Annotated in this window: 17 protein-coding genes; 5 read left to right on the top strand and 12 right to left on the bottom strand. The window is 64.4% G+C overall.

Annotation, left to right across the window (positions count from 1 at the left end; all coding sequences use genetic code 11):
- The 3 genes from VMS96_03820 to VMS96_03810 all read right to left on the bottom strand — a co-directional run.
- Positions 1–1,085: trypsin-like peptidase domain-containing protein (locus VMS96_03820; protein ID HVP42530.1), on the bottom strand; the 1,085-nt coding region annotated here is incomplete at its 3' end.
- 114 nt (positions 1,086–1,199) lie between these two features.
- Positions 1,200–1,847 (bottom strand): dephospho-CoA kinase, encoded by a 648-nt coding sequence (coaE, locus tag VMS96_03815; GenBank protein ID HVP42529.1) that lies wholly within the window; start codon positions 1,845–1,847, stop codon positions 1,200–1,202.
- Positions 1,819–2,766 carry a bifunctional 5,10-methylenetetrahydrofolate dehydrogenase/5,10-methenyltetrahydrofolate cyclohydrolase gene (locus VMS96_03810; protein HVP42528.1) on the bottom strand — a complete coding sequence of 316 codons (948 nt, stop codon included), beginning with the start codon at positions 2,764–2,766 and terminating at the stop codon, positions 1,819–1,821. The genes coaE and VMS96_03810 overlap by 29 nt, the downstream gene beginning before the upstream one ends.
- 114 nt (positions 2,767–2,880) lie before the next feature.
- Here VMS96_03810 and VMS96_03805 point away from each other — a divergent pair, with 114 nt between their 5' ends.
- On the top strand, positions 2,881–3,069 hold the full coding sequence (locus tag VMS96_03805) for a Trm112 family protein (protein ID HVP42527.1): 189 nt from the start codon (positions 2,881–2,883) through the stop codon (positions 3,067–3,069).
- 145 nt (positions 3,070–3,214) lie between these two features.
- Here VMS96_03805 and VMS96_03800 read toward each other — a convergent pair whose 3' ends face one another.
- Positions 3,215–3,928 carry a tetratricopeptide repeat protein gene (locus VMS96_03800; GenBank protein ID HVP42526.1) on the bottom strand — a complete coding sequence of 238 codons (714 nt, stop codon included), beginning with the start codon at positions 3,926–3,928 and terminating at the stop codon, positions 3,215–3,217.
- A gap of 444 nt (positions 3,929–4,372) precedes the next feature.
- Here VMS96_03800 and VMS96_03795 point away from each other — a divergent pair, with 444 nt between their 5' ends.
- Positions 4,373–7,396: an AsmA family protein gene (locus VMS96_03795; GenBank protein HVP42525.1), complete on the top strand. Its 3,024-nt coding sequence runs from the start codon at positions 4,373–4,375 to the stop codon at positions 7,394–7,396.
- An 82-nt stretch (positions 7,397–7,478) separates the two neighbouring features.
- Here the strand turns inward: VMS96_03795 and VMS96_03790 are convergent, their stop codons facing one another.
- The 3 genes from VMS96_03790 to aroE all read right to left on the bottom strand — a co-directional run bounded on the left by VMS96_03790 (position 7,479) and on the right by aroE (position 10,657).
- Positions 7,479–7,850, bottom strand: a complete 372-nt coding sequence (locus VMS96_03790; GenBank protein HVP42524.1) for a TraR/DksA family transcriptional regulator — start codon at positions 7,848–7,850, stop codon at positions 7,479–7,481.
- Between the two features lie 165 nt (positions 7,851–8,015).
- The gene (locus tag VMS96_03785) at positions 8,016–8,750 is read right to left on the bottom strand and encodes a GvpL/GvpF family gas vesicle protein (protein HVP42523.1); all 735 of its coding nucleotides are present in this window, start codon (positions 8,748–8,750) and stop codon (positions 8,016–8,018) included.
- Between the two features lie 368 nt (positions 8,751–9,118).
- Positions 9,119–10,657 (bottom strand): shikimate dehydrogenase, encoded by a 1,539-nt coding sequence (gene aroE / locus VMS96_03780; protein ID HVP42522.1) that lies wholly within the window; start codon positions 10,655–10,657, stop codon positions 9,119–9,121.
- Between the two features lie 304 nt (positions 10,658–10,961).
- On the opposite strand from aroE, the gene VMS96_03775 reads away from it, so the two are divergent.
- On the top strand, positions 10,962–12,485 hold the full coding sequence (locus VMS96_03775) for an OmpA family protein (protein ID HVP42521.1): 1,524 nt from the start codon (positions 10,962–10,964) through the stop codon (positions 12,483–12,485).
- A gap of 1,191 nt (positions 12,486–13,676) precedes the next feature.
- Here the strand turns inward: VMS96_03775 and VMS96_03770 are convergent.
- The 3 genes from VMS96_03770 to VMS96_03760 all read right to left on the bottom strand — a co-directional run bounded on the left by VMS96_03770 (position 13,677) and on the right by VMS96_03760 (position 15,465).
- The gene (locus VMS96_03770) at positions 13,677–13,847 is read right to left on the bottom strand and encodes a hypothetical protein (protein HVP42520.1); all 171 of its coding nucleotides are present in this window, start codon (positions 13,845–13,847) and stop codon (positions 13,677–13,679) included.
- Positions 13,848–13,993: 146 nt separating this feature from the next.
- On the bottom strand, positions 13,994–14,431 hold the full coding sequence (locus VMS96_03765) for a group I intron-associated PD-(D/E)XK endonuclease (protein HVP42519.1): 438 nt from the start codon (positions 14,429–14,431) through the stop codon (positions 13,994–13,996).
- A 371-nt stretch (positions 14,432–14,802) separates the two neighbouring features.
- Positions 14,803–15,465: a zinc ribbon domain-containing protein gene (locus VMS96_03760; GenBank protein ID HVP42518.1), complete on the bottom strand. Its 663-nt coding sequence runs from the start codon at positions 15,463–15,465 to the stop codon at positions 14,803–14,805.
- A 97-nt stretch (positions 15,466–15,562) separates the two neighbouring features.
- Here VMS96_03760 and sppA point away from each other — a divergent pair, with 97 nt between their 5' ends.
- Positions 15,563–16,477, top strand: coding sequence for a signal peptide peptidase SppA (gene sppA / locus VMS96_03755; GenBank protein ID HVP42517.1), 915 nt, complete (start codon positions 15,563–15,565; stop codon positions 16,475–16,477).
- A gap of 93 nt (positions 16,478–16,570) precedes the next feature.
- Positions 16,571–16,879 carry an HU family DNA-binding protein gene (locus tag VMS96_03750; protein HVP42516.1) on the top strand — a complete coding sequence of 103 codons (309 nt, stop codon included), beginning with the start codon at positions 16,571–16,573 and terminating at the stop codon, positions 16,877–16,879.
- Between the two features lie 123 nt (positions 16,880–17,002).
- On the opposite strand, the gene VMS96_03745 is transcribed toward VMS96_03750, so the two are convergent.
- Both VMS96_03745 and VMS96_03740 read right to left on the bottom strand, forming a co-directional pair.
- Entirely contained in the window at positions 17,003–17,260 is a 258-nt protein-coding gene (locus tag VMS96_03745) for a hypothetical protein (GenBank protein HVP42515.1), read from the bottom strand.
- A gap of 104 nt (positions 17,261–17,364) precedes the next feature.
- Positions 17,365–18,820 (bottom strand): phosphoenolpyruvate carboxykinase (GTP) (locus VMS96_03740; GenBank protein HVP42514.1); only part of this gene is annotated, 1,456 nt, incomplete at its 5' end.

Here is an 18,820-nt window from a genome sequence, read left to right as displayed (position 1 = left end):
TAGATGGTGACGGTCACCGTGTCGCCGGCGCGGTGGCTGTTCATGACGTGGGAAAGGTCCTGCTGGTCCACCACGTCCTGGCCGTCGATGGCCACGATCAGGTCGCCTCCCAGCATGATGGGGATGTTGCCGATGTAGGCGCGCTCGCTGCCGCCGCGCAGTCCGGCCCGCTCCGCGGCACTGCCCGGCGCCACCGAGATGATGAGCACCCCGTAGTCCACCGGCAGGCCCATCTGCTCCGCCAGCTCGGGGCCGACGGGGAGCGAGCGGATGCCCAGCGCCGGCCGCTTCACCCGCCCGAAGGTCACCAGGTCGTTGAGCACCGCCTTGGCGGTGTTGATGGGGATGGCGAAGCCGATGCCGGAATTCTGCCCCGCCGTCCCCGCGATCATGGTATTGATGCCGATCACCTCGCCGCGCGAGTTCAGCAGCGGCCCGCCGGAATTCCCCGGATTGATGGCGGCGTCGGTCTGGATGGCCTCGTCGATGAACACCCCGTCGGGCTCGCGCACCGAGCGGATGGAGCTCACGATGCCCCGGGTCATGGTGCCGCTGAACATGCCGAACGGATTGCCGATGGCGTACACCTTCTGCCCCACCTGCAGCTGGCTGGAATCGCCCAGGGTCGCCGGGCTCAGATTGGGCGCGCTGATCTTGATCACCGCCAGGTCGTGCGCGCGGTCGGCCCCCACCACCTGCGCCTTGTACTTCTTCTTGTTGGACAGCGTCACCTCCAGCTGGCGCGCGTTGGCGATCACGTGGAAGTTGGTGACGATGTGCCCTTCCTTGTCGATGACGAACCCCGAGCCCGCGCCCTGCTCCGGCACCACCCCGTAGAAGAAATCGAAGCTCACCGAGGTCGAGATGATGTTCACCACCGACGGCAGGGCTTTCTTGTAGAGGTTGACGTTGTTCTGCTCCTCGGGGTCGAGCTGCACCGGCCCGGCCGCTTCCGTGATGTCGAGCGGCCGCGACGGCCCGCTCCAGTTGGCGGTCGAGAGCCCCGGGCCGCGATGATGCGTGGTGAAGTAATAGAAAGCCGCGGTCAGCACCGCCGCGACCAGGATCAAACGTCCCAATCTCATGTTCTATCCCCAATTCTTGTCATCCTGAGCGAAATCCCGCAGGGATGAGCGTGAGGACCTATAGCTTGCATCTCGCAGCGAGCCCCACGCCAGTGGGGCAATCTCCGCCCACAGTTAGCCCCTTGCCGCCAACCGCTTCAGTTCCGCCCAAACTTTGTCCACCTGCGGCCCGAGCTGTTCGATGGTCCCTGAGTTATCGATGACGAAATCGGCGTTCTTGACCTTGATCTCGTCGGAGACCTGCGCCGCCATGCGGCGCTCGACCTCGGCGCGGGCGTCGGCCGCACTCACCCCCAGCCGCCTGGCGAAGCGCTCGATCTTCTGCTCCATGCTGCAGGTCACCATGATCAGCTTCTGGAACTGCCGCCCCGTTCCCGCTTCGACGATGAGCGCCGCCTCCACGATGGTCACCGCGTGCGGCTCGCGCGCCCCGATCTCGTTCATCCACTCTTCCTGCCGCTGGATCACCGCCGGATGCACGAGCTTGTTCAGTTCCTCGATGCGGTCAGGGAAGACGATCCCGGCCAGCTTCGCCCGATGGATGGTCCCATCCGATTTGACGATTTCCGGGCCAAAGTGGCCCACCACCGCGTCGTACACCGGAAGTCCCGGCTGCATCAGTTCCTGGGCCAGCTTGTCGGCCTGGAGCAGGTGGGCGCCGCGGGCCTGGAGCATCTCGCCCACGGTGGTCTTCCCGCTCGCCATCCCTCCGGTCAAGCCCACTTTCAGCAAGTCAGCCTCGCTGCGCCAGCGCGGGCGCATGGTGCGAAGCTCGGCGCAGGCGCGCCGCCTTCAGCGTGTTCACCATCAGCATGGCGATGGTCAGCGGACCCACGCCGCCAGGCACCGGGGTGAGCGCGCCCGCGATCTCGGCCACCTCGGGGCATACGTCTCCCACCAGCACGTATCCGTTCTTGGCAAAGTTGATCTGGCGCTTGGCGTCGCCGGGGAAAAAGCGTTCCACCAGCTCCTTCGACTCCAGGCGGTTGATGCCGATGTCCACCACGGTGGCGCCCGGCTTCACGTGCTCGCGGGTGATCAGGCCGGGCTTGCCCACGGCCACCACCAGGATGTCGGCCCGGCGCGTGACCGCGGCCAGGTCGCGGGTCTGGGAATGGCAGAGTGTGACCGTGGCGTCAGCGTTGGTCAGCAGCATGGCCATGGGCTTGCCCACGATGTTGCTGCGACCCACGACCACCGCCTCCACTCCCGCGGTCGCGATGCCATTGTGGCGCAGCAGCTCCATCACCCCCGCCGGTGTGCAGGGAACCAGGCTGTCGCGCCGCTGGGACAGCAGCCCGGCATTCACCGGATGCAGTCCGTCCACGTCCTTCTCGGGAGCGATGTCGCTCAGCACGACATGCTTGTCGATGTGCGCCGGCAGCGGCAACTGCACCAGGATGGCGTCGATGTCGTCGCGCCGGTTCAGGCCCGCCACCCGCTCCAGCAACTCCTGGGCGCTGACCGAGGCCGGCAGCGTGACCCCTTCGCCGTAGATGCCGAGCGCATCGCAGGCCTTGATCTTGCTGCGGACGTAGATGGCGGAGGCGGGATCGTCGCCTACTAGCACCGCCGCCAGGCCGGGGCGGACGCCTTGTGCGGCCAGCAGTCGGACCTCGGCTGCGACTCCTGCCTTGATCTGCTCGGCGATCTCGGCGCCGTTCAGGATGCGAGCTGCCATGATATGCGCGACCGGATATTGTAAATGAACGGCCAACCGTGGCCCCTCATGCGCGCAGCTCCCCTACCTACTAGCTACCAGCCACCAACTACTTCTTCAGTTAGAATGTCGGCGATGATCGCGAAGGAGCTGCTCGATATCCTGATCTGTCCCGCCTGCCGCGCTGAGCGCGACACCCAGGAGTCTCTCGCCTACGACGAAGCCCGCCAGGTGCTCACCTGCGCCGGCTGCCGGCGCGCCTACCCCATTCGCGACGGTATCCCCGTCCTGCTGATCGACGAAGCCAAGGTAGAAAAACCTTAACTTGCCATCCTGAGCGAGAATCGCGTGGAATGGCGTCATGCTGAGCGGCTTCAGCCGCGAAGCATCTCGCGTGCAGTGCTATGGAGTCGTGCGCGCAAGATCCTTCGGCGCCAAGGCGCCTCAGGATGACGCCCAGGGTGTTGGCCTACTGCCGCTTGGTTTGCAACCGCTCGCCGGCCACCTGGGCGGCGGCACTGGTGGGCGCTTCGGTGCGGATCTGCTGGTAGATGCGGGCGGCTTCTGCGGGCTGCAGGAATTCGTACACGCTCGCCAGCTCGATCTGCGCCGTGGACTTGGGCACCGTGACGCTCGGATGATCGATCAGCTCCTTGTAGAGCTGGATGGCGTCGCTGTCCTTGCCCTGGGCGCGGTACACCGACGCCAGGGCGAACTTGGCCAGCGGCGCCAGGTCGTCGCGCCGGGAGCCGGTCAGCGACCGCAACTCCTGCTCCGCGGTCTTGTAGTCCCCCATGTCCATCGCGGTCACGCCCACCCAGTAGCGCGCGAAGTCGGCGGAACGGGTGAAGCGGTACTGCTGCTCGACCGTGCGGAATTCCTTCTGCGCTGCCTGGGCACGCTCCTTGGCGGAGGTGAAGGATTGGAGGCCGGGCTGCGGCGGAACCGCTAGCGGCCGCAAGGGCGCGGTGTAGGTCCGCAGCGCGCCGCTGAGCGCGACGCTGGCCTGGTCGTCGCGGGTCTGCAAGTAGAAGAAGCCGGCGACCACGAGCACGGCCACCGCCGCGGCCACCGCGCCTATGATGGTGAGCAGCTTGCGGTGCTCGACGCCCCAGACCACCCGCTCCTGGACTGCCACCGCGAATTTATCTTCTTTCAGTTGATGCCGGGTATAACGGGCCACAGAATTCCTTCAGGTTTTCTCGGCTGGAACCGGGGGAAGCTTCCAAAGCATCGAGTTTAGCAGCCCAAATTCCGCGGGGTCAAACGCACACCCCGAGCTAACCCGCGACGCTATGGCACGTCCTAACGGTCGGCACCTGACCTTTGAATCCGGGAGAACGGCATGCCAGCGAAGCGCTTCCTGTTGGTCGGAATAATCGCCTTGTAATCCGCCGGTGGCTGGGCCTGGGGGAGGACTGAGCTTCATCCCGGAGCGCCGGCGATTCTCGCGGCCGCGACCGGCGGCGTGGTCACAGACTTCCCTCCTCTTTCGCCGTACAATCGTGAACGATGCCCGCCGGTGCACCGCCGGTGCAACCGCCGGTGGCGGGTTGGGCTTCCTACTGTAGTAGCCCCTCCGCTTAAGCCGCAGCGATGAGCGTGGGCCCACGCTCGGGAGGTTGTCATGCGCAAAGTGGCTGTCATCATCCTTGTCCTCCTGGCAGTCGTCATCATCGCGGCGCTGGCCCTGCCCGCCTTTCTCGACGTGAATCGCTATCACGACCGCATCCAGACGGAGCTGCAGAAGAAGCTGAACCGCCAGGTCTCGCTCGGCCCCATGCACCTGAGCCTGCTGCCGCTCGCCTTCCGGGTGGAGAACGCGGTGATCGGCGATGATCCCGACTTCCGCAGCCCGCGTCCCTTCGCCCAGGCCGAGGAGCTCTACGTCACCGCCAAGCTGATGCCGCTGCTGCACGGCGACGTGCAGATGGATTCGCTGGAGTTGCGCACACCGCGGATCGAGCTGATCCGCAATGCGCAGGGCACTTGGAATTTCTCCAGCCTGGGCCACAAGGCCACCGCCTCGACCACAGCGCCGGCAGCGCCTCCCCAACAGGCGCCGCAGCAACCGCAGGCGCAACCGCAACCCCAAGCGTTCATCATCCGAGAGTTGACGATCCGCGACGGCCAAGTGGCGCTCACCGACCTGCAGAAGCGCCAGGCGCGCGCCGTGTACGACCACATCGACCTGAGCGTCGGCGGCTACGAACCGGGTAAGGCATTCGACATCGCCCTGGCGGCGCACCTGCCGGGTCAGGGCGCGCAAAGGGTGCAGCTCAGCGGCAGGGCCGGGCCCATCCCGGAGGGCGCCTTGACCGCGATGCCCTTCGACGGCACGTTCAAGCTGGACCAGGTGTCGCTCGCGGCGGCGCAGAGATTCCTCAACACCCAGGCGCTCACGGGCACCGATGCCATCGCTTCCGGGGACGCCAAGGTCCGTAACCATCAGGGCAAGCTCGCCAGCAGCGGCTCGCTGAAGCTGGAGAACGCCCGCGTCCACGGCACCGACATCGGGTACCCGATCGCGCTCGATTACGACCTGAGCGACGACCTGAACTCCGACGCGATCCATATCGCCAAGGGGGACCTGAAGTTGGGTTCTACCCCGCTCTCCATCAGCGGCACGCTCAACACCAGGCCGACTCCGTCCCAGGTGGACCTGAGGGTGAACGCGTCGAACGTCTCCATCGATGAAGCGGCGCGGTTGGCGGCCGCTTTCGGGGTCGCCTTCGACCCGGGAATGAAGATCAGCGGCAAGCTGAATGCCGACATCCACGCCCAGGGCGCCGCCACCAAGCCGGAGCTCAACGGGACACTCTCCGCGCAGGGCCTGAATATCGCCGGCAAGGACCTGCCCAGTCCGGTGCAGGTCCAGGCCATCGAACTGGCGCTCTCGCCACAGGCGATCCGCTCCAACGAGTTCACCGCCAGCACCGGCTCGACTTCGCTGACGGCGCGATTCACGCTGTCGGATTACGCCTCGCCGTCGCCCAAGGTCGACCTAGGGCTGCGCACGGCCAACGCCCGGCTCGCCGAGCTGATCAACATCGCGAAGGCGTACGGCGTTTCCGCGGTGCAGGGCATGGCGGGCAGCGGCACTGTGGCGCTTGACCTCCACGCTACGGGTCTCATGAAGGACATGTCGGCGATGAACTTTTCCGGCAACGGCGGCATCCAGGGAGCCGCGCTGAACACGCCGCAGATCACCAAGCCGCTGCTGGTGCAGAACGCCAACCTGCGCTTCACCCAGAACTCGGTGGTGCTGGAGAACTTCAAAGGCTCGCTCGGCTCCACCAATGCGACCGGCACACTGACCTTGCGGAACTTCTCCGCGCCCCAGGTGCAGTTCACGCTCTCCGCCGACCGCATGATCGTCGCCGAGTGGCAGCAGATGTTCCCCAGCGTGCAGCCGGCGCCGCAGAAGACGGCGTCGCTCTCCCTGGTGCCGCCAGCCTACGCCGCGGGCGCCGAGCCGAGCCTGCTCGCGCGCGCTACCGGTGCGGGCACGCTGACGATCGGCGCCATCCACTACGACCAGTTGGTGCTGACCAACGCGCGCAGCAACGTGACCCTGGACCGCGGCCTGATCCGCCTGGAGCCCATCACCGCCGAGCTCTACGGCGGCACTCAGTCCGGCGCGATCGTGGTGGACACCCGGCCCACACCCTCGGTGTACACGGTCAGCACCAGGATGAACGGCGTGGACGCCAACAAGCTGCTGTCGTCGGTCTCGTCGCTGAAGCAGACGCTGTACGGCCTGCTGGCGGCCAACAGCAGTGGGCTGAGCTTCAGCGGATCCAACGCCGACCAGATGGCGCGCTCATTGAACGGCAGGCTGGACCTGAACCTCACCAAGGGAAGACTGGCCGGCATCGACGTGATGCATCAGTTGTCGCAGATCGCCCGCTTCGTGGGCGGCGGCGCGCAGCCAGTTGACCGCGGTTTCACCAACCTGGTGCAGTTGACCGGCAACTTCGACGTGCGCAACGGCGTCGCCCAGACCAACAACCTCAAGGCGGTGCTCGACGGCGGCACGCTGGGCGCGGTGGGCGCGGTGAACCTCGCCGACCAGTCCTTGAACATGCACGTCACCGCTGTGCTCAGCAAGGCCATGAGCGATACCGTGGGCGGCACGCAGATCGGCGGCTTCATGAACACCGCGCTGGCCAACAACAAGGGCGAGCTGGTGATCCCCATCATCGTCACCGGGACCTTCCAGCATCCCGGCTTCGCCCCCGACCTGGAACAGATCGCGCAGATGAAGCTGCGCAACATCATCCCCACCATGGCCGATCCGGGGGCAATGACCGGCATCCTGGGGACGATCCTGGGCGGACAGAAGGGCCAGCAGACGAGCGGGAAGCAAGGCCGGCAGCCGGGCGGGCTGGAGGGCATCCTGGGGACCATCACCGGGCAACCGCAACCGCCGGCGCAGCAACAACCACCACAGCAGACCGGCACTACGCAGCCACAGCAGCCGCAAAAGAAGACCGGCGGCTGGCAGGACATTCTGGGCGCGGTGCTCGGCGGCCAGCAACAGCAATCGGGAACGCAGCAGCAGCAGCAGCAGCAGCAGCAACAGAACCAGCAGCAGAATCAGCAACAGCAGCAGCGCCCCGCAGGTCGGCCGCCGCAGCAGCCGCAGTAGATACCCGGCACAAAACGAAACGCCGCCGATCACTCGGCGGCGTTCTTCTTCTAGAAACTAGGAACGAAAAACGAGAAACTGCTTACGGCCTGGTCTCCTGGATCTGCCCTTGCTCGATCTTCTCCTGGCACTTGATGCAGTAGCGCGCCCAGGGGACGGCTTCCAGGCGCTTGGCGTTCACTTCGTCGCCGCAGTTGACGCATTCCCCGAAACTGCCTTCGCGGATTCGGACCAGGGCCTCCTCGACGCGGGCCAGCAGGGCGCGGTCGTTGCTGCTCTGGGAGAAGAGGAATTCCTTGGTATAGGAGTTCGCCGCCTTGTCGGCGATGTCCTGGGCGATGTCCTCGCTGTCGGCCGCGCGCCCGTCCTGTACGTTGCGGGAGACCGTCCGCCGCAGCTCCTGCTGCCGTTGTTCCAGCTTCTTCTTGAATTGCTCGAGCTTCTTCTTATCCATGGATGATTGCCGGGAGCGTTTTCTCTTCCCTGAGTCCTCTCGGGGCCGCTTGTCGAACCTAAGATGATAGGCCCCGGCAAAAGGGAGCGTCAACTCGCCGGCACCCCGGTTGCATAAACACCAAGGCCGCCGTCGCCGGCGGCCGCGGCATGACCAGGAACCTTCTCAGCTGGCGCGCACTTTGTTGGGCATGAAGTGGTAGGGGGGCCACGGACCGCTGATCTGCACCTCGATGTCCTTCAGGTGCTTCGATACCGTGCTGTAGCGGTTCTGATACTTCTCCACCGACTTATTGTCGATGAGATGGGCGATGTCGATGAGCATGCCGCCGGAATCCACTTTCTTGCAGCATACCTCCTCGTCCAGCGGATTGAACAGCTTGTGCACCTGGACGGAGATGGCGCGGGCGCGGGTCTGGCGCTCGCGTTGCCGGACGGCTTTCTCGCGAAGCTTGGTCAGGTATTCGCCCCCGGCTGTCTCGGGCAGCACGATCTCGGTGAGCGCCTCGCGCAGGGAGCCGTCCTTGACCAGCAGCTTCAGGTGCATCTCCGCCTTGCCCCGCAGCCGGCTGACGCTGTCCACGAAGGCCTTGCGGTTGGAGCGCACCGCGCGGCGCAGAGCTTCGTCGCTCTCGAAGACGGTGCCGAAGCGGAAGGGCAACACCGTGGTGTTGCGGAAGCACTCGCTCACTACCCGCGCATGGTCGAGAACGGCACGCTGGTCCAGTTGCTGGCCTTCGCGGTCGTACTCACTGACGATGATCGCGAATTCGCCGCTCGGGTACCCGAACACCTGGGCGCCGAGGATGCCTTTGAGACCTTCGATGGGAAAGGGTCTGCGAGCTCGAGTCTCGCCTTGGAAAGCCTGCTGCTCGGTGATGCAGTACGCGTACCACGCCATATCATCGCTCCGAAACAAACGGCTGGTGCGACCAACGAAGGTCGCGGGATTCAGGGGCCGACAGATGTGGAGTACGGGCTGTTAAGCGAGATGGAGTCCGCTGGGCCGGGAATCCGGAGCCCCAAAAACCGCGCCGGCAGGCCCGCGGCGAACGTCCGTATTCATCCTAGACCGTCCCGCAGCAAATAGCAACAATTCCGATGCATGGATTCCGGTGAGATCCTCCCAACCGCGTCGCGGACTCTCAGCATTTGGTCCACGACAATTGTGGAAGCCGTTGCGGATCCACAAGCACCTTGCATTTCCAATCACTTAGGCAGTTCTTGCCACGAAGGGCATAGGCCGCAGGCGCCCCCGCGCTGATCGAGTTATTTCTTGGGCGCTTGCAGGGCCATGGTGACGATGCGTTGCATCTCTTCGACCGGCGCGGGCTTGCCGGTCCAGATCTCGAATTGCCGCGCGCCCTGCTGCACGAACATCTCGGAGCCGGGGATGACCTGTAGCCCGCGGGCCCGCGCCAGCTTCATCAGGCGGGTCTCGGCGGGGACGTACACCAGGTCGAACAGGAAACGCGCGTTGATCTCCTTCTCTTTCAGAGGAGACTGTTTGCCGCTGCCCATGCCCACCGGCGTCGCGTTGATGATGGCGTCGAACTGCAGCTTGCGCATCTGGCTCTGGGTAAGGAACTTGCTCTTGGCCTTCTTGGCCAGCTTCTGGCCGGCAGAAGAGCTGCGGTTGACGATGAAGACCTCCGCCCCCCGCTCCTTCAACCCGAACACCGCGGCGCGCGCCGCCCCGCCCGCGCCCAGCACCAGGACCTTCGCCCCCTTCAGGGGCAGGCGCTGCTCCAGCGGACGCACGATCCCGGCCACGTCGGTATTGAAGCCATACAGCTTCCCATCCTGCGCACGGATGACGGTGTTGACCGCGCCAATCTTGTTGGCCAGCGGCTCGATGTTGTGCAGGTGCTTGATGATCTCCTGCTTGTAGGGCATGGTGATGCTCAGCCCGTGGATGGGGATCTGGCGCACGCAGGCCATCAGGTCGGCCAGGCTCTTGGCGTGCAGCGCCAGGTAGACGGCGTTCACCGTTTCGCGGCGGAAGGCGGCGTTCATCATCGCCGGCGACAGCGAGTGCTCGATGGGATCGCCGGCGACGCCGTACACGCGGGTCGAATTCTCCACCTGCTCGATGCGGTAGACGTCGCGCAAGGTGCGGCTGTCCACCTGGCCGGGGGCGGTCTCTTCGCCCGGGGTGGCAGCGGCGAAGGTGAAGGCGCTGCCGGCGCGCACTCCCAGCACCCGGCTGATGATCCCCTGCTCTCCCATGCACACGCCGATCACCGAGCGCTGGTGGCTCTTCTCCTCCAGGAATTTCATCAGAGTCACATTGTCGGCGAGGTGCGTGGCGGTGCTGACGATCTTGTAGAAGTCCGCAGGAAAGGCGGTCATCTTGCGGAAGGTCTCCTCCAGCTTGCGGGTGGCGCGGAAGTCGTGGGAGGAGAGGATGAGCGCCGCGGCGTGGCGCACCCGCTGCAGGTCCTTCGGCTTCATGGCGACGGCGCTTTGCAACTCCAGGTCCAGCAACTGGCAGCCGACGGCAGCAGCCTTGACCAGAATGTCGGCTTCGGCGGCCACCGACCCCCGGAACTTGCCGCCGCTGGCCGCCCGTCGACAGGTCCCGATCGCCAAAACTTCGGGATGGTACTCAAGAAATCTGCGCAGCCTGGGGAGCGCCGACCCCGGCTGCCGGATGTAGTCTAACCTGAACTCAATAAAGGGGTTATCGCGTGCCAGGGCCTCCGCCTTGGCAATCATGTCGGCGGCATTGCTGGCGGTCACGGCCACACAGACCCGGGGCAGCCGTAGAGGCAGGTGCCGGGGCACGAAGGTGGCGGTGGTTGCCATGAAAAATCGGCCGAGTATTACACTGCACCAATCTTTATGCAACCCCGCATTCGGCCGCCCGCCCGGAAGTACTTGGCCCGTGGTGCTTTACTAGTAAATAGCGTGTCCTTGACCGGCCCCGGCCGCGGTGCTACGGTTCGACGCGAAGAGCTAAGGTGGGCGCAGTGTCTTGCTGCGACCCGAAAGCCCGGTGCACGCCAGCTTGCACCCATCGCGCCCAGACCGGGCACGCTGGGGAGTGCGGTGGGCGCCGGTCGAGTGCGAGGCTTCCGGTGCCGCGTGGCTTCGGAAGTCCGGAGGCAATATGAAGCGAATCGTAGTGGTCGTCCTGCTGACGGGCATCGCCCTGGCCCAGCAGCCTGCCCAGCCCGCGGCCAGCGCCCCTCAGGTCGCCGAAACCAACATCGTGGCCAAGGTGCAGGCGCCCACGTATTCGGACGTGAATTGCGCCGGGTTCATCACCGACCAGCCGGTGCCGAAGGACAAGTACGTCGCCGCGGGATGGGCCACGCCCCACCAGACGAAATTCGCCGCCCGCGATTACGTGTATCTGTCGGGCAGCGGCTTCCAGGAAGGCCAGCGCTATTCCATCGTGCGCCACATCCAGGACCCGAACGTGATGCACTACTTTGACGACCAATCCCGGTTGATCGGCGACAGCGGCAAGCCTTATGCAGACGTCGGCCGGGTGCTGGTGATCGGACTCAACGGCAGCACGGCCATCACCCAGGTGGAGTTCGCCTGTGATGCCATGGTGCCGGGGGATGTGGCGGTCCCGTTCGCCGCCCGCGAGATTCCCGCGCTGCGCCCCGCCAGCAGGTTCGACCGCTTCGCGCCGCCCAACGGCAAGCTGACCGGCCGCATCATCATGGCCAAGGACTTTGACGCCGAGGTCGGCGCCGGCAGGAAGGTCTACCTCAATGTGGGCAGCGGCCAGGGCGTAAAGGTCGGCGACTACTTCCGCGTTACCCGCACCTATAAAGACATCAGACGGGAGCGCACCGATTCGCTGTCCTACAAGGTCTACCAGAGTGAAGACACGCAGAAGGACCCGGCGACGTTCCCCTACACCCGGATCGGCGAACTGCCGCGCATCAGCCTCGGGGAGTTGGTGGTCCTGGCAGTCACCCCCAAGAGTTCGACCGGCATGATCACCTTCTCCCTGGAAGACATCGTGGTGGGAGACGGGGTGGAGATGGAAGAACCGCCACCGCCGGCGCCCCCGGCGCCCGCCGCCGCCATGAACCCGCCCACCATCTCCTGCATGGCCAAGCCGGCGACCATCCGGGTGGGAGAGAGTTCGACCATCACCTGCGATGCCAGCAGTCCCGACAATCGCCCGCTGCAGTTCGCCTTTGCCTCCAACGGCGGCGCGATGACCCAGCGTGACAACGTGGGCATGCTGACTTCGAATGATGTGGGCAGCATCAGCGTGAAGGCCACCGCCACCGACGACCGCAATCTGTCGGCGGTCGCGCTCACCACGGTCAACGTGGAAGCGCCCCCGGCGGCGCCCACCGCCTCCAAGATGAATGAGATCGCTTTCAAGAACAACAGCGCCTACGTGGACAACCGGGCCAAGGCAGTGCTGGACGACGTCGCCCTCAAGCTGCAGCAGGACCCGAACTCCGCGGTCACGCTGGTGGGGATGGCCGATGCGAAGGAAGCCGGGGCCAAGCGCCTGGCGGAGCGTCGCGCCACCAACGCCGCTGCCTATCTGTCGAAATCGAAGGGTATCGACGCCGCCCGCATCCACACCAAGGGCGGGACGGAAGGCGGCAAGAAAGCCGACATCTGGATGGTGCCGGCGGGCGCGCAGGCGCCGTAATCCAGTCTGTTCATCACCAATCGCCACCGGCGCAGGCTGGTGGCGATCTTGTTTGCGCAGACAAGAAAGCTTTACCACAGAGACACGGAGAGCACAGAGAAAATCGGGTCGTGGGTCGCTGGTCGTGGGTCTTGGGCAAAACAGGAAAGAGTACGGGATAAAAGAAGACTCACCCAGAGGAACTCAACCCGGAGGAACTAACACGGATGAGCACCGATAGGAGCATCGAGTCCGCGCCAGCGGACGGCGGAGTGGTAGCCCGGCATGGAGGTGCAAAGCACCGGAATGCCGGGTAGGCCGCCCCCCAAATAAGTCCTGAGCCCCTTCAGGGGCGACACGCTTTCCGCCAGGGCCCGAGCGTGGACACCAGCCCGCGCCAGCGGACGTTTGCACGTAACCCAGACGAGGTAGGCCCGGCCTTCAGGCCGGGATTCGCGGACCTCGGTCCGCGAACCGAGGGTAGCCGTCCCCCTCGGATTTCCCGAGCCCCTTCAGGGGCGGCACTCCTCTCGCGCTCGCCCGAGTGTTGCGTGGTACCTCGTTGGGAAGATCCCCGAGGATCAAGCTCAACTAGCCAACTCCATCGGAACCGGCGGCCGATTTCATCCCCAACACTTCGATCGTTTCCGCCACAGTTTTGACAATGCTGTCTGCGGCGAACTTCTGACACTCACGATATAGGCGGTCCACTTCTTCCTGGAGCAACATCCTCGTCTTACTACTCCAGACTATTGAGGACGGGTACAGGGCCCGAAACCGGGCTATCTTTTCCCTGGCGCTCCGCAATCTTCGAGTACGCTCTCGGGCATCGGGCCAAACGACTGACCAATACAGGCAAGTCTTACAAGAGGGGGCGCATCTCGTTGAATCGTGCGACAAGAACGACTCCCAGCCTGAATCTGCCAAAGACAAGTGCTCCAATTGATCGTCTCGGCGCTTTTCCCCATTGCAACGCTTGCAAGCGACCACGACATTCCCGGTGTGCGCAAGTTGTTCTCAACTACCGAGCCACCAAATCCACCCGCACTTTGTCTGGATTGCGCGTATGGCTTGGACCGTGCTGCTTTCTTGCCAAGGCCGACCCGTGGTCAACTTATACAGGACCTGCTGCGCGCCAGTGACACAGATAGGATTTTTCTTTTGAAGTGGCTTCAACTACACACGGCAGGAATACGACAGAAGTGACACGTCTTAAGGTTCGGCGTAGCCCTTGCGGTTGTTTACATCCCAGCCCAGCAATTCGAAGAAGGGATCGAGGAATTCGTGGCGGAGTTGGGTCTCGTTGTACGCCGGGGAGCGGTAGGCATCGGCGTTGCGGTCGAAGCGTTTCACCAATTCGACAAGGCCGACGGGCGGAGACATGTGGCTGTGGATTTACTGCATTCAGGCGCTGGGGTCAAGGATTCTTACGCCCGCTGACGCGGGCTGCGCGGCCGAGGGCACCCTCACCCCAGCACGCCAAAACCGGGCGCGCCGGGGACCCCGGGGCTGCGCCACGTAATCACGATTCAAGAGCGCAACAAGTGCCAGGCTTCGCGGTAGCGCTCCCATTTGCTGCGGCTGCGAGCGACGCGGGGATACACCTTGGGCGCATGGCGGTGTAGATCACGGACGGGGATGATGTACCAGACGTCTTCCGGCACGACGTAGCCGGCGATAAAATCAATCTCCGGCGAACGATAGGAGCGACCGTGAGGCCGGGCGTTGAGAAAGTAATCCGAATGCAGCTGCGGGGTCCAGGCCGACTTGACCTGGACGCGGGAGACTTTGCCGCATGGCGAGACGACAAGAAAGTCGAAGCGATAGTGGCTGGAAAACGGGCGGCAGACGGTCAGGCGGAGACCGAGTGCCTTGGTCAGGAATGCGGCTTCGGCCCATTCCCCCTTGGCGGATCGGTCGGGCAGACGGGGACAGGGGCGCGGGCGGGCGCGCGTGAGCTTTTTCATAGTCAGTGGCCGGTGGGCAGTGGCCGGTGGGCAGCGAAGAAAAACTCCCTTTATTTTCAGAATAACAAATCGGAGGGGGTCGCAGTACCACCCTCCAGATTCTTATATTTCCAGCGTTTCCAGATGGTTGCAGAGGAATCGGGATTCTGTGGGGCTTGACAGGGTTTCTTGCTGACGACTGACGACTTCTTCCTGCACCCTCTAATTCCAGTATGACAAATCGAAGGGAGTAGTTTGCCCCTTTTCCACAGATTTATATTTCGAGCCCAATGAGTAGGTTGCGGGGAAATCCGGATTGTGGAGGGCTTGACAAGAAAAAGGGTTGAGTCCTCAGCCCTCAGCGGTCAATCCATTGGGCTTTAAGCCCATTCCTAGTTGGTCCGCTCGCGGGGAGGTTCGGGCGGCTCTGGAGGCTCGGGCGCTCCGGGGGCGCGCACGCCCTTGCCCGCCATGTTCACGATGGTGAGCTTGGTCTTGCCGCCGTCGTCCTTGATGTGGATGGTGACCATCGAGCCCTGGCTGCCGGTGATGATGGAGGTTTCGCGGTCAGTGGCGGTGTATATGCCCTTGGGATACTTCTCGTGATAGAAGTCGCCGACCTTGTCCACCGGATCGCTGGTCTCAAAGATGCCGGTGACGGTGCGCATGCCCATGGTCTGGACTTCGCTGCCACCCTCGATGGCCTTCGCCCCCGGATAGATGTCGACGCCCAGGTTTTCGGCGATCTTGGCGGGGTCCTTGGTGGTGTGCACGGTGCCCATGGGAGTCTCGACTGTCGCCTCGCCGCCGTGCTCCCGGATGCTGACCTTGGCGTCGTGCAGCCTCTTGCCGACGAAAATCATGGTCGCCACCGAACCCACGACGCTGAGGAGGATGACGCCGGCGACCACGATCAGGACGATTTTCAGGGCGCCGCCGCCGGAGGCCGGGGCCGGCGCCGCTCCGCCGACACCGACGGCTTGACGGGCGCCGCATTTGACACAGAATTGCGCGTTGGAGTCGAGGGTTGCGCCGCAAGAAGTGCAGAAAGCCATATGACACCTCGGGAACCGAAGGTATAGCTCAGTATATCCGAGCAGCTGGAGTCGGGGGTCAGGAGTCAGCCGCCCGGTGCTACACTTAGCGTTTCCCATGGCGAATGGTGACCGTTCCCGGACGCTGTTGTGGGTGGTGGTCGGGGGAGGCGCGTTCTTCCTCTTCCTGATCGCGGTCTTCACCCTGGTGTACCTGAGCATGCGCACGCAGCGCAGCGACGGCTTCGGGGGCTTCGGCGAGAAGATCGCGGTGGTGGACCTGGAGGGCGTCATTCTCCAGCCGAAGACGGTCGTGGACCAGCTCAAGCGCTACGGCGACGACAGCTCGATCAAGGCCATCATCCTGCACGTCAACACGCCGGGGGGCGGCGTGGCGGCCTCCCAGGAACTGTACGACGCGGTCAAGCGCATCCGCGACCAGAAGAAGAAACGGATCGTGGCTTCCATCGAGACGGTGGGGGCCAGCGGCGGCTATTACGTGGCCTCGGCGACCAACAAGATCTTCGCCGACCGCGGCTCCATCGTGGGGTCCATCGGGGTGATCGCGCAGTGGGTGAATTACGGCGACCTGATGCGCTGGGCCAAGCTGAAAGACATCACCCTGAAAGCCGGCGAGCTGAAGGATGCGGGCAATCCCTCGCGCGACATGACTCCGGAGGAGAAGGCGTACTTCCAAAGCCTGATCGACAACATGCACGGGCAGTTCATCCATGCCGTCGCCGAGGGCCGCAAGATGAAGGAAGAGGACGTCAAGGCCATGGCCAACGGGCGGGTGTGGACCGGCGAGCAGGCGCTGGAACTGAAGCTCATCGACCAGATCGGAGATTTCCAGGCCTGCGTGGAGGACACCGCCAAGTCGGTGGGGATCAAGGGCGAGCCCACGCTGGTCCGCCCGGAGAAAGAGCGCCGGACGGTGCTCGACCTGATCCTGGGCGACGCCGACAGCTTGCTGCCCGACCTGCGCGCCAAGGTGCTGCAGAGCCATCCCAGCTTCTTCTACCTGTGGAAGTAGGGCGGGTTGGATCCATTCCGGGAAACGAAAAAATCGCCTACCACCCGCATTTTGTGTAAGATACGAGGCAACCCGACACAGAAGGCAGCGCTCATGACCAAAGCCGACCTGATCGACGAAGTTTCCCGCCTGGTGGAACTTACGCGCAAAGACAGCGAAGTGATCGTGGAGACCATCTTCGACAGCATCGTGCACTCGCTGCGCGCGGGAGACAAGATCGAGATCCGCGGGTTCGGCAGCTTCCGCACCCGCCAGCGCAAACCGCGGGTGGGCCGCAATCCCAAGACCGGCGACCGGGTCGAGGTGCCGGCCAAGAAGATCCCCTTCTTCAAGCCGAGCAAGGAATTGAAAGACCTGGTCAACACCGGCGCCGCACAAACCACGGCACCCAGCCCGAACTAACCACTACACACCAGAGGGCGTCATCCTGAGGGGCTTCAGCCCCGAAGGATCTCGCGTACAGTGTCGGTGGCCGCTGTGCACGCGAGATGCTTCGGTCCTAGGGGACCTCAGCATGACGCCGGTCTATTTTTCCGAGACGCGCAAAGCCTGTCCGGCCGGCAAGTAGCCCTTTTTGCGGAACCACTCCTCCATGGCGTCGCGCAGCCGGTCGAGAGGCACGCGGGCGCCGACCTCGAGGAGACCATCGGAGACCGGGAGGGTGTCGTCGAAGATCTGGTCGTTGGTGAAGTTGCGCATGGAGAAGCTGTCGAGCCACTTCAGGGGGACAGGCTGGCGCTTGCTTCCGGCTTCGTACTCGACGCGGACCTTGCGGGCGAACATAGTGGAAGAAGTAGTCAGGAGTCAGGAGTCGGGAGTCAGGATACCAAAGTCGGCAAAAGACGCAGCGCCGTGCACTGGGCACGGCGCTGTCTTGTTCCTCTGGACTACTTCTTCGCGGCTTTGAGTCGCTGTTCCAGCTTGTCCACTTCGTCCTTCATGCCCTGCGGCAGATGGGAGCCGAACTTGGCGAAGTGGTCGCGGATGAGCGGCACTTCAGCCAGCCAGCCGTCGATGTCCACGTTGAGCAGCTTCTCCATGGCAGCGGGGCTGACGTCGAGGCCGTTGATGTCGAGGCCGCCGCGGGCGGGCAGGCGCCCGATGGGTGTGTCCTCGGCCTTTGCGGCGCCGTCCACACGCTCGAAGACCCACTTGAGCACGCGGCTGTTCTCGCCGTAGCCCGGCCACAGGAACTTGCCGTTCTCGTCCTGGCGGAACCAATTGACGTAGTAGATGCGAGGCAGCTTGGCGCCGGCGCGCTGGCCGATCTTCAGGTAGTGCCCGAAGTAGTCGCCCATGTTGTAGCCGCAGAAGGGCAGCATGGCCATGGGGTCGCGGCGCAACTGGCCGACCTTGCCGGCAGCGGCCGCGGTGGTCTCGCTAGAAGCGGTCGCCCCCAGGAAGGTCCCGTGCTGCCAATCGAACGACTCCACCACCAGGGGCACGACCCCGGCGCGGCGTCCGCCGAAGAGGATGGCGTCGATGGCCACGCCCTTCGGGTCTTCCCATTCGGCGGCGATGCAGGGGCACTGTTTCGCCGGAGCGGTGAAGCGGGCGTTGGGGTGAGCGGCCTTGCGTCCGGATTTCGGGGTCCAGGGACGGCGCAGCCAGTCGATCAACGCGGCCGGCGGCTTGTCGGTCATGGACTCCCACCACACGTCAGCGTCGCGGGTGATGGCGACATTGGTGAAGATGGAGTTGCGAGTAACGCTCAGCATGGCGTTCTCGTTCGACTTCATGCTGGTGCCGGGGGCGACGCCGAAGAATCCGGCTTCCGGATTGATGGCGTACAGCCGGCCGTCGGCGCCGAACTTCATCCACGCGATGTCGTCGCCGATGGTCTCGACCTTCCAGCCGGGGATGGTCGGGATCAGCATGGCGAGGTTGGTCTTGCCGCAGGCCGAGGGAAACGCGGCGGTGATGTACTTCACCTTCCCCTGGGGATTGGTGAGCTTGAGGATGAGCATGTGCTCGGCCATCCAGCCCTCGTCGCGCGCCTGCACCGAGGCAATGCGCAGGGCGTGACACTTCTTGCCGAGCAGGGCGTTGCCGCCGTAGCCGGAGCCGAAGGAGACGATCTCGCGCGTATCCGGGAAATGGCAGATGTACTTGTCCTGGCGATTGTTGGGCCAGGGCTTGTCGGCGTCAGCAGGGCCCAGCGGCAGCCCGACGGTGTGCAGGCCCTTGACGAAGTCGCCGTTGGGTCCCAGCACCTCCAGCACCCGGGCGCCGACCCGGGCCATGATGTGCATGTTGGCCACGACGTAGGGGGAATCGGTCAACTCGACGCCGATCTTGGCGATGGGCGACCCCACCGGCCCCATGCTGTAGGGAATGACGTAC

This window comes from Terriglobales bacterium (genome assembly GCA_035543055.1).
Taxonomy (GTDB): domain Bacteria; phylum Acidobacteriota; class Terriglobia; order Terriglobales; family Acidobacteriaceae; genus JAIQFD01.
The sequence above is the reverse complement of the archived record's forward strand: the minus strand, read 5'-3'. Positions and strand labels throughout refer to the sequence as shown.

What these genes read in the sequence shown, in the direction of transcription:
- coaE (HVP42529.1), bottom strand. Translation starts at nt 1,847, where the DNA reads ATGCGCCCGCGCTGGCGCAGCGAGGCTGACTTGCTGAAAGTGGGCTTG.
- VMS96_03810 (HVP42528.1), bottom strand. Translation starts at nt 2,766, where the DNA reads ATGGCAGCTCGCATCCTGAACGGCGCCGAGATCGCCGAGCAGATCAAG.
- VMS96_03805 (HVP42527.1), top strand. Translation starts at nt 2,881, where the DNA reads ATGATCGCGAAGGAGCTGCTCGATATCCTGATCTGTCCCGCCTGCCGC.
- VMS96_03795 (HVP42525.1), top strand. Translation starts at nt 4,373, where the DNA reads ATGCGCAAAGTGGCTGTCATCATCCTTGTCCTCCTGGCAGTCGTCATC.
- VMS96_03790 (HVP42524.1), bottom strand. Translation starts at nt 7,850, where the DNA reads ATGGATAAGAAGAAGCTCGAGCAATTCAAGAAGAAGCTGGAACAACGG.
- VMS96_03785 (HVP42523.1), bottom strand. Translation starts at nt 8,750, where the DNA reads ATGGCGTGGTACGCGTACTGCATCACCGAGCAGCAGGCTTTCCAAGGC.
- aroE (HVP42522.1), bottom strand. Translation starts at nt 10,657, where the DNA reads ATGGCAACCACCGCCACCTTCGTGCCCCGGCACCTGCCTCTACGGCTG.
- VMS96_03775 (HVP42521.1), top strand. Translation starts at nt 10,962, where the DNA reads ATGAAGCGAATCGTAGTGGTCGTCCTGCTGACGGGCATCGCCCTGGCC.
- VMS96_03770 (HVP42520.1), bottom strand. Translation starts at nt 13,847, where the DNA reads ATGTCTCCGCCCGTCGGCCTTGTCGAATTGGTGAAACGCTTCGACCGC.
- VMS96_03765 (HVP42519.1), bottom strand. Translation starts at nt 14,431, where the DNA reads ATGAAAAAGCTCACGCGCGCCCGCCCGCGCCCCTGTCCCCGTCTGCCC.
- VMS96_03760 (HVP42518.1), bottom strand. Translation starts at nt 15,465, where the DNA reads ATGGCTTTCTGCACTTCTTGCGGCGCAACCCTCGACTCCAACGCGCAA.
- sppA (HVP42517.1), top strand. Translation starts at nt 15,563, where the DNA reads ATGGCGAATGGTGACCGTTCCCGGACGCTGTTGTGGGTGGTGGTCGGG.
- VMS96_03750 (HVP42516.1), top strand. Translation starts at nt 16,571, where the DNA reads ATGACCAAAGCCGACCTGATCGACGAAGTTTCCCGCCTGGTGGAACTT.
- VMS96_03745 (HVP42515.1), bottom strand. Translation starts at nt 17,260, where the DNA reads ATGTTCGCCCGCAAGGTCCGCGTCGAGTACGAAGCCGGAAGCAAGCGC.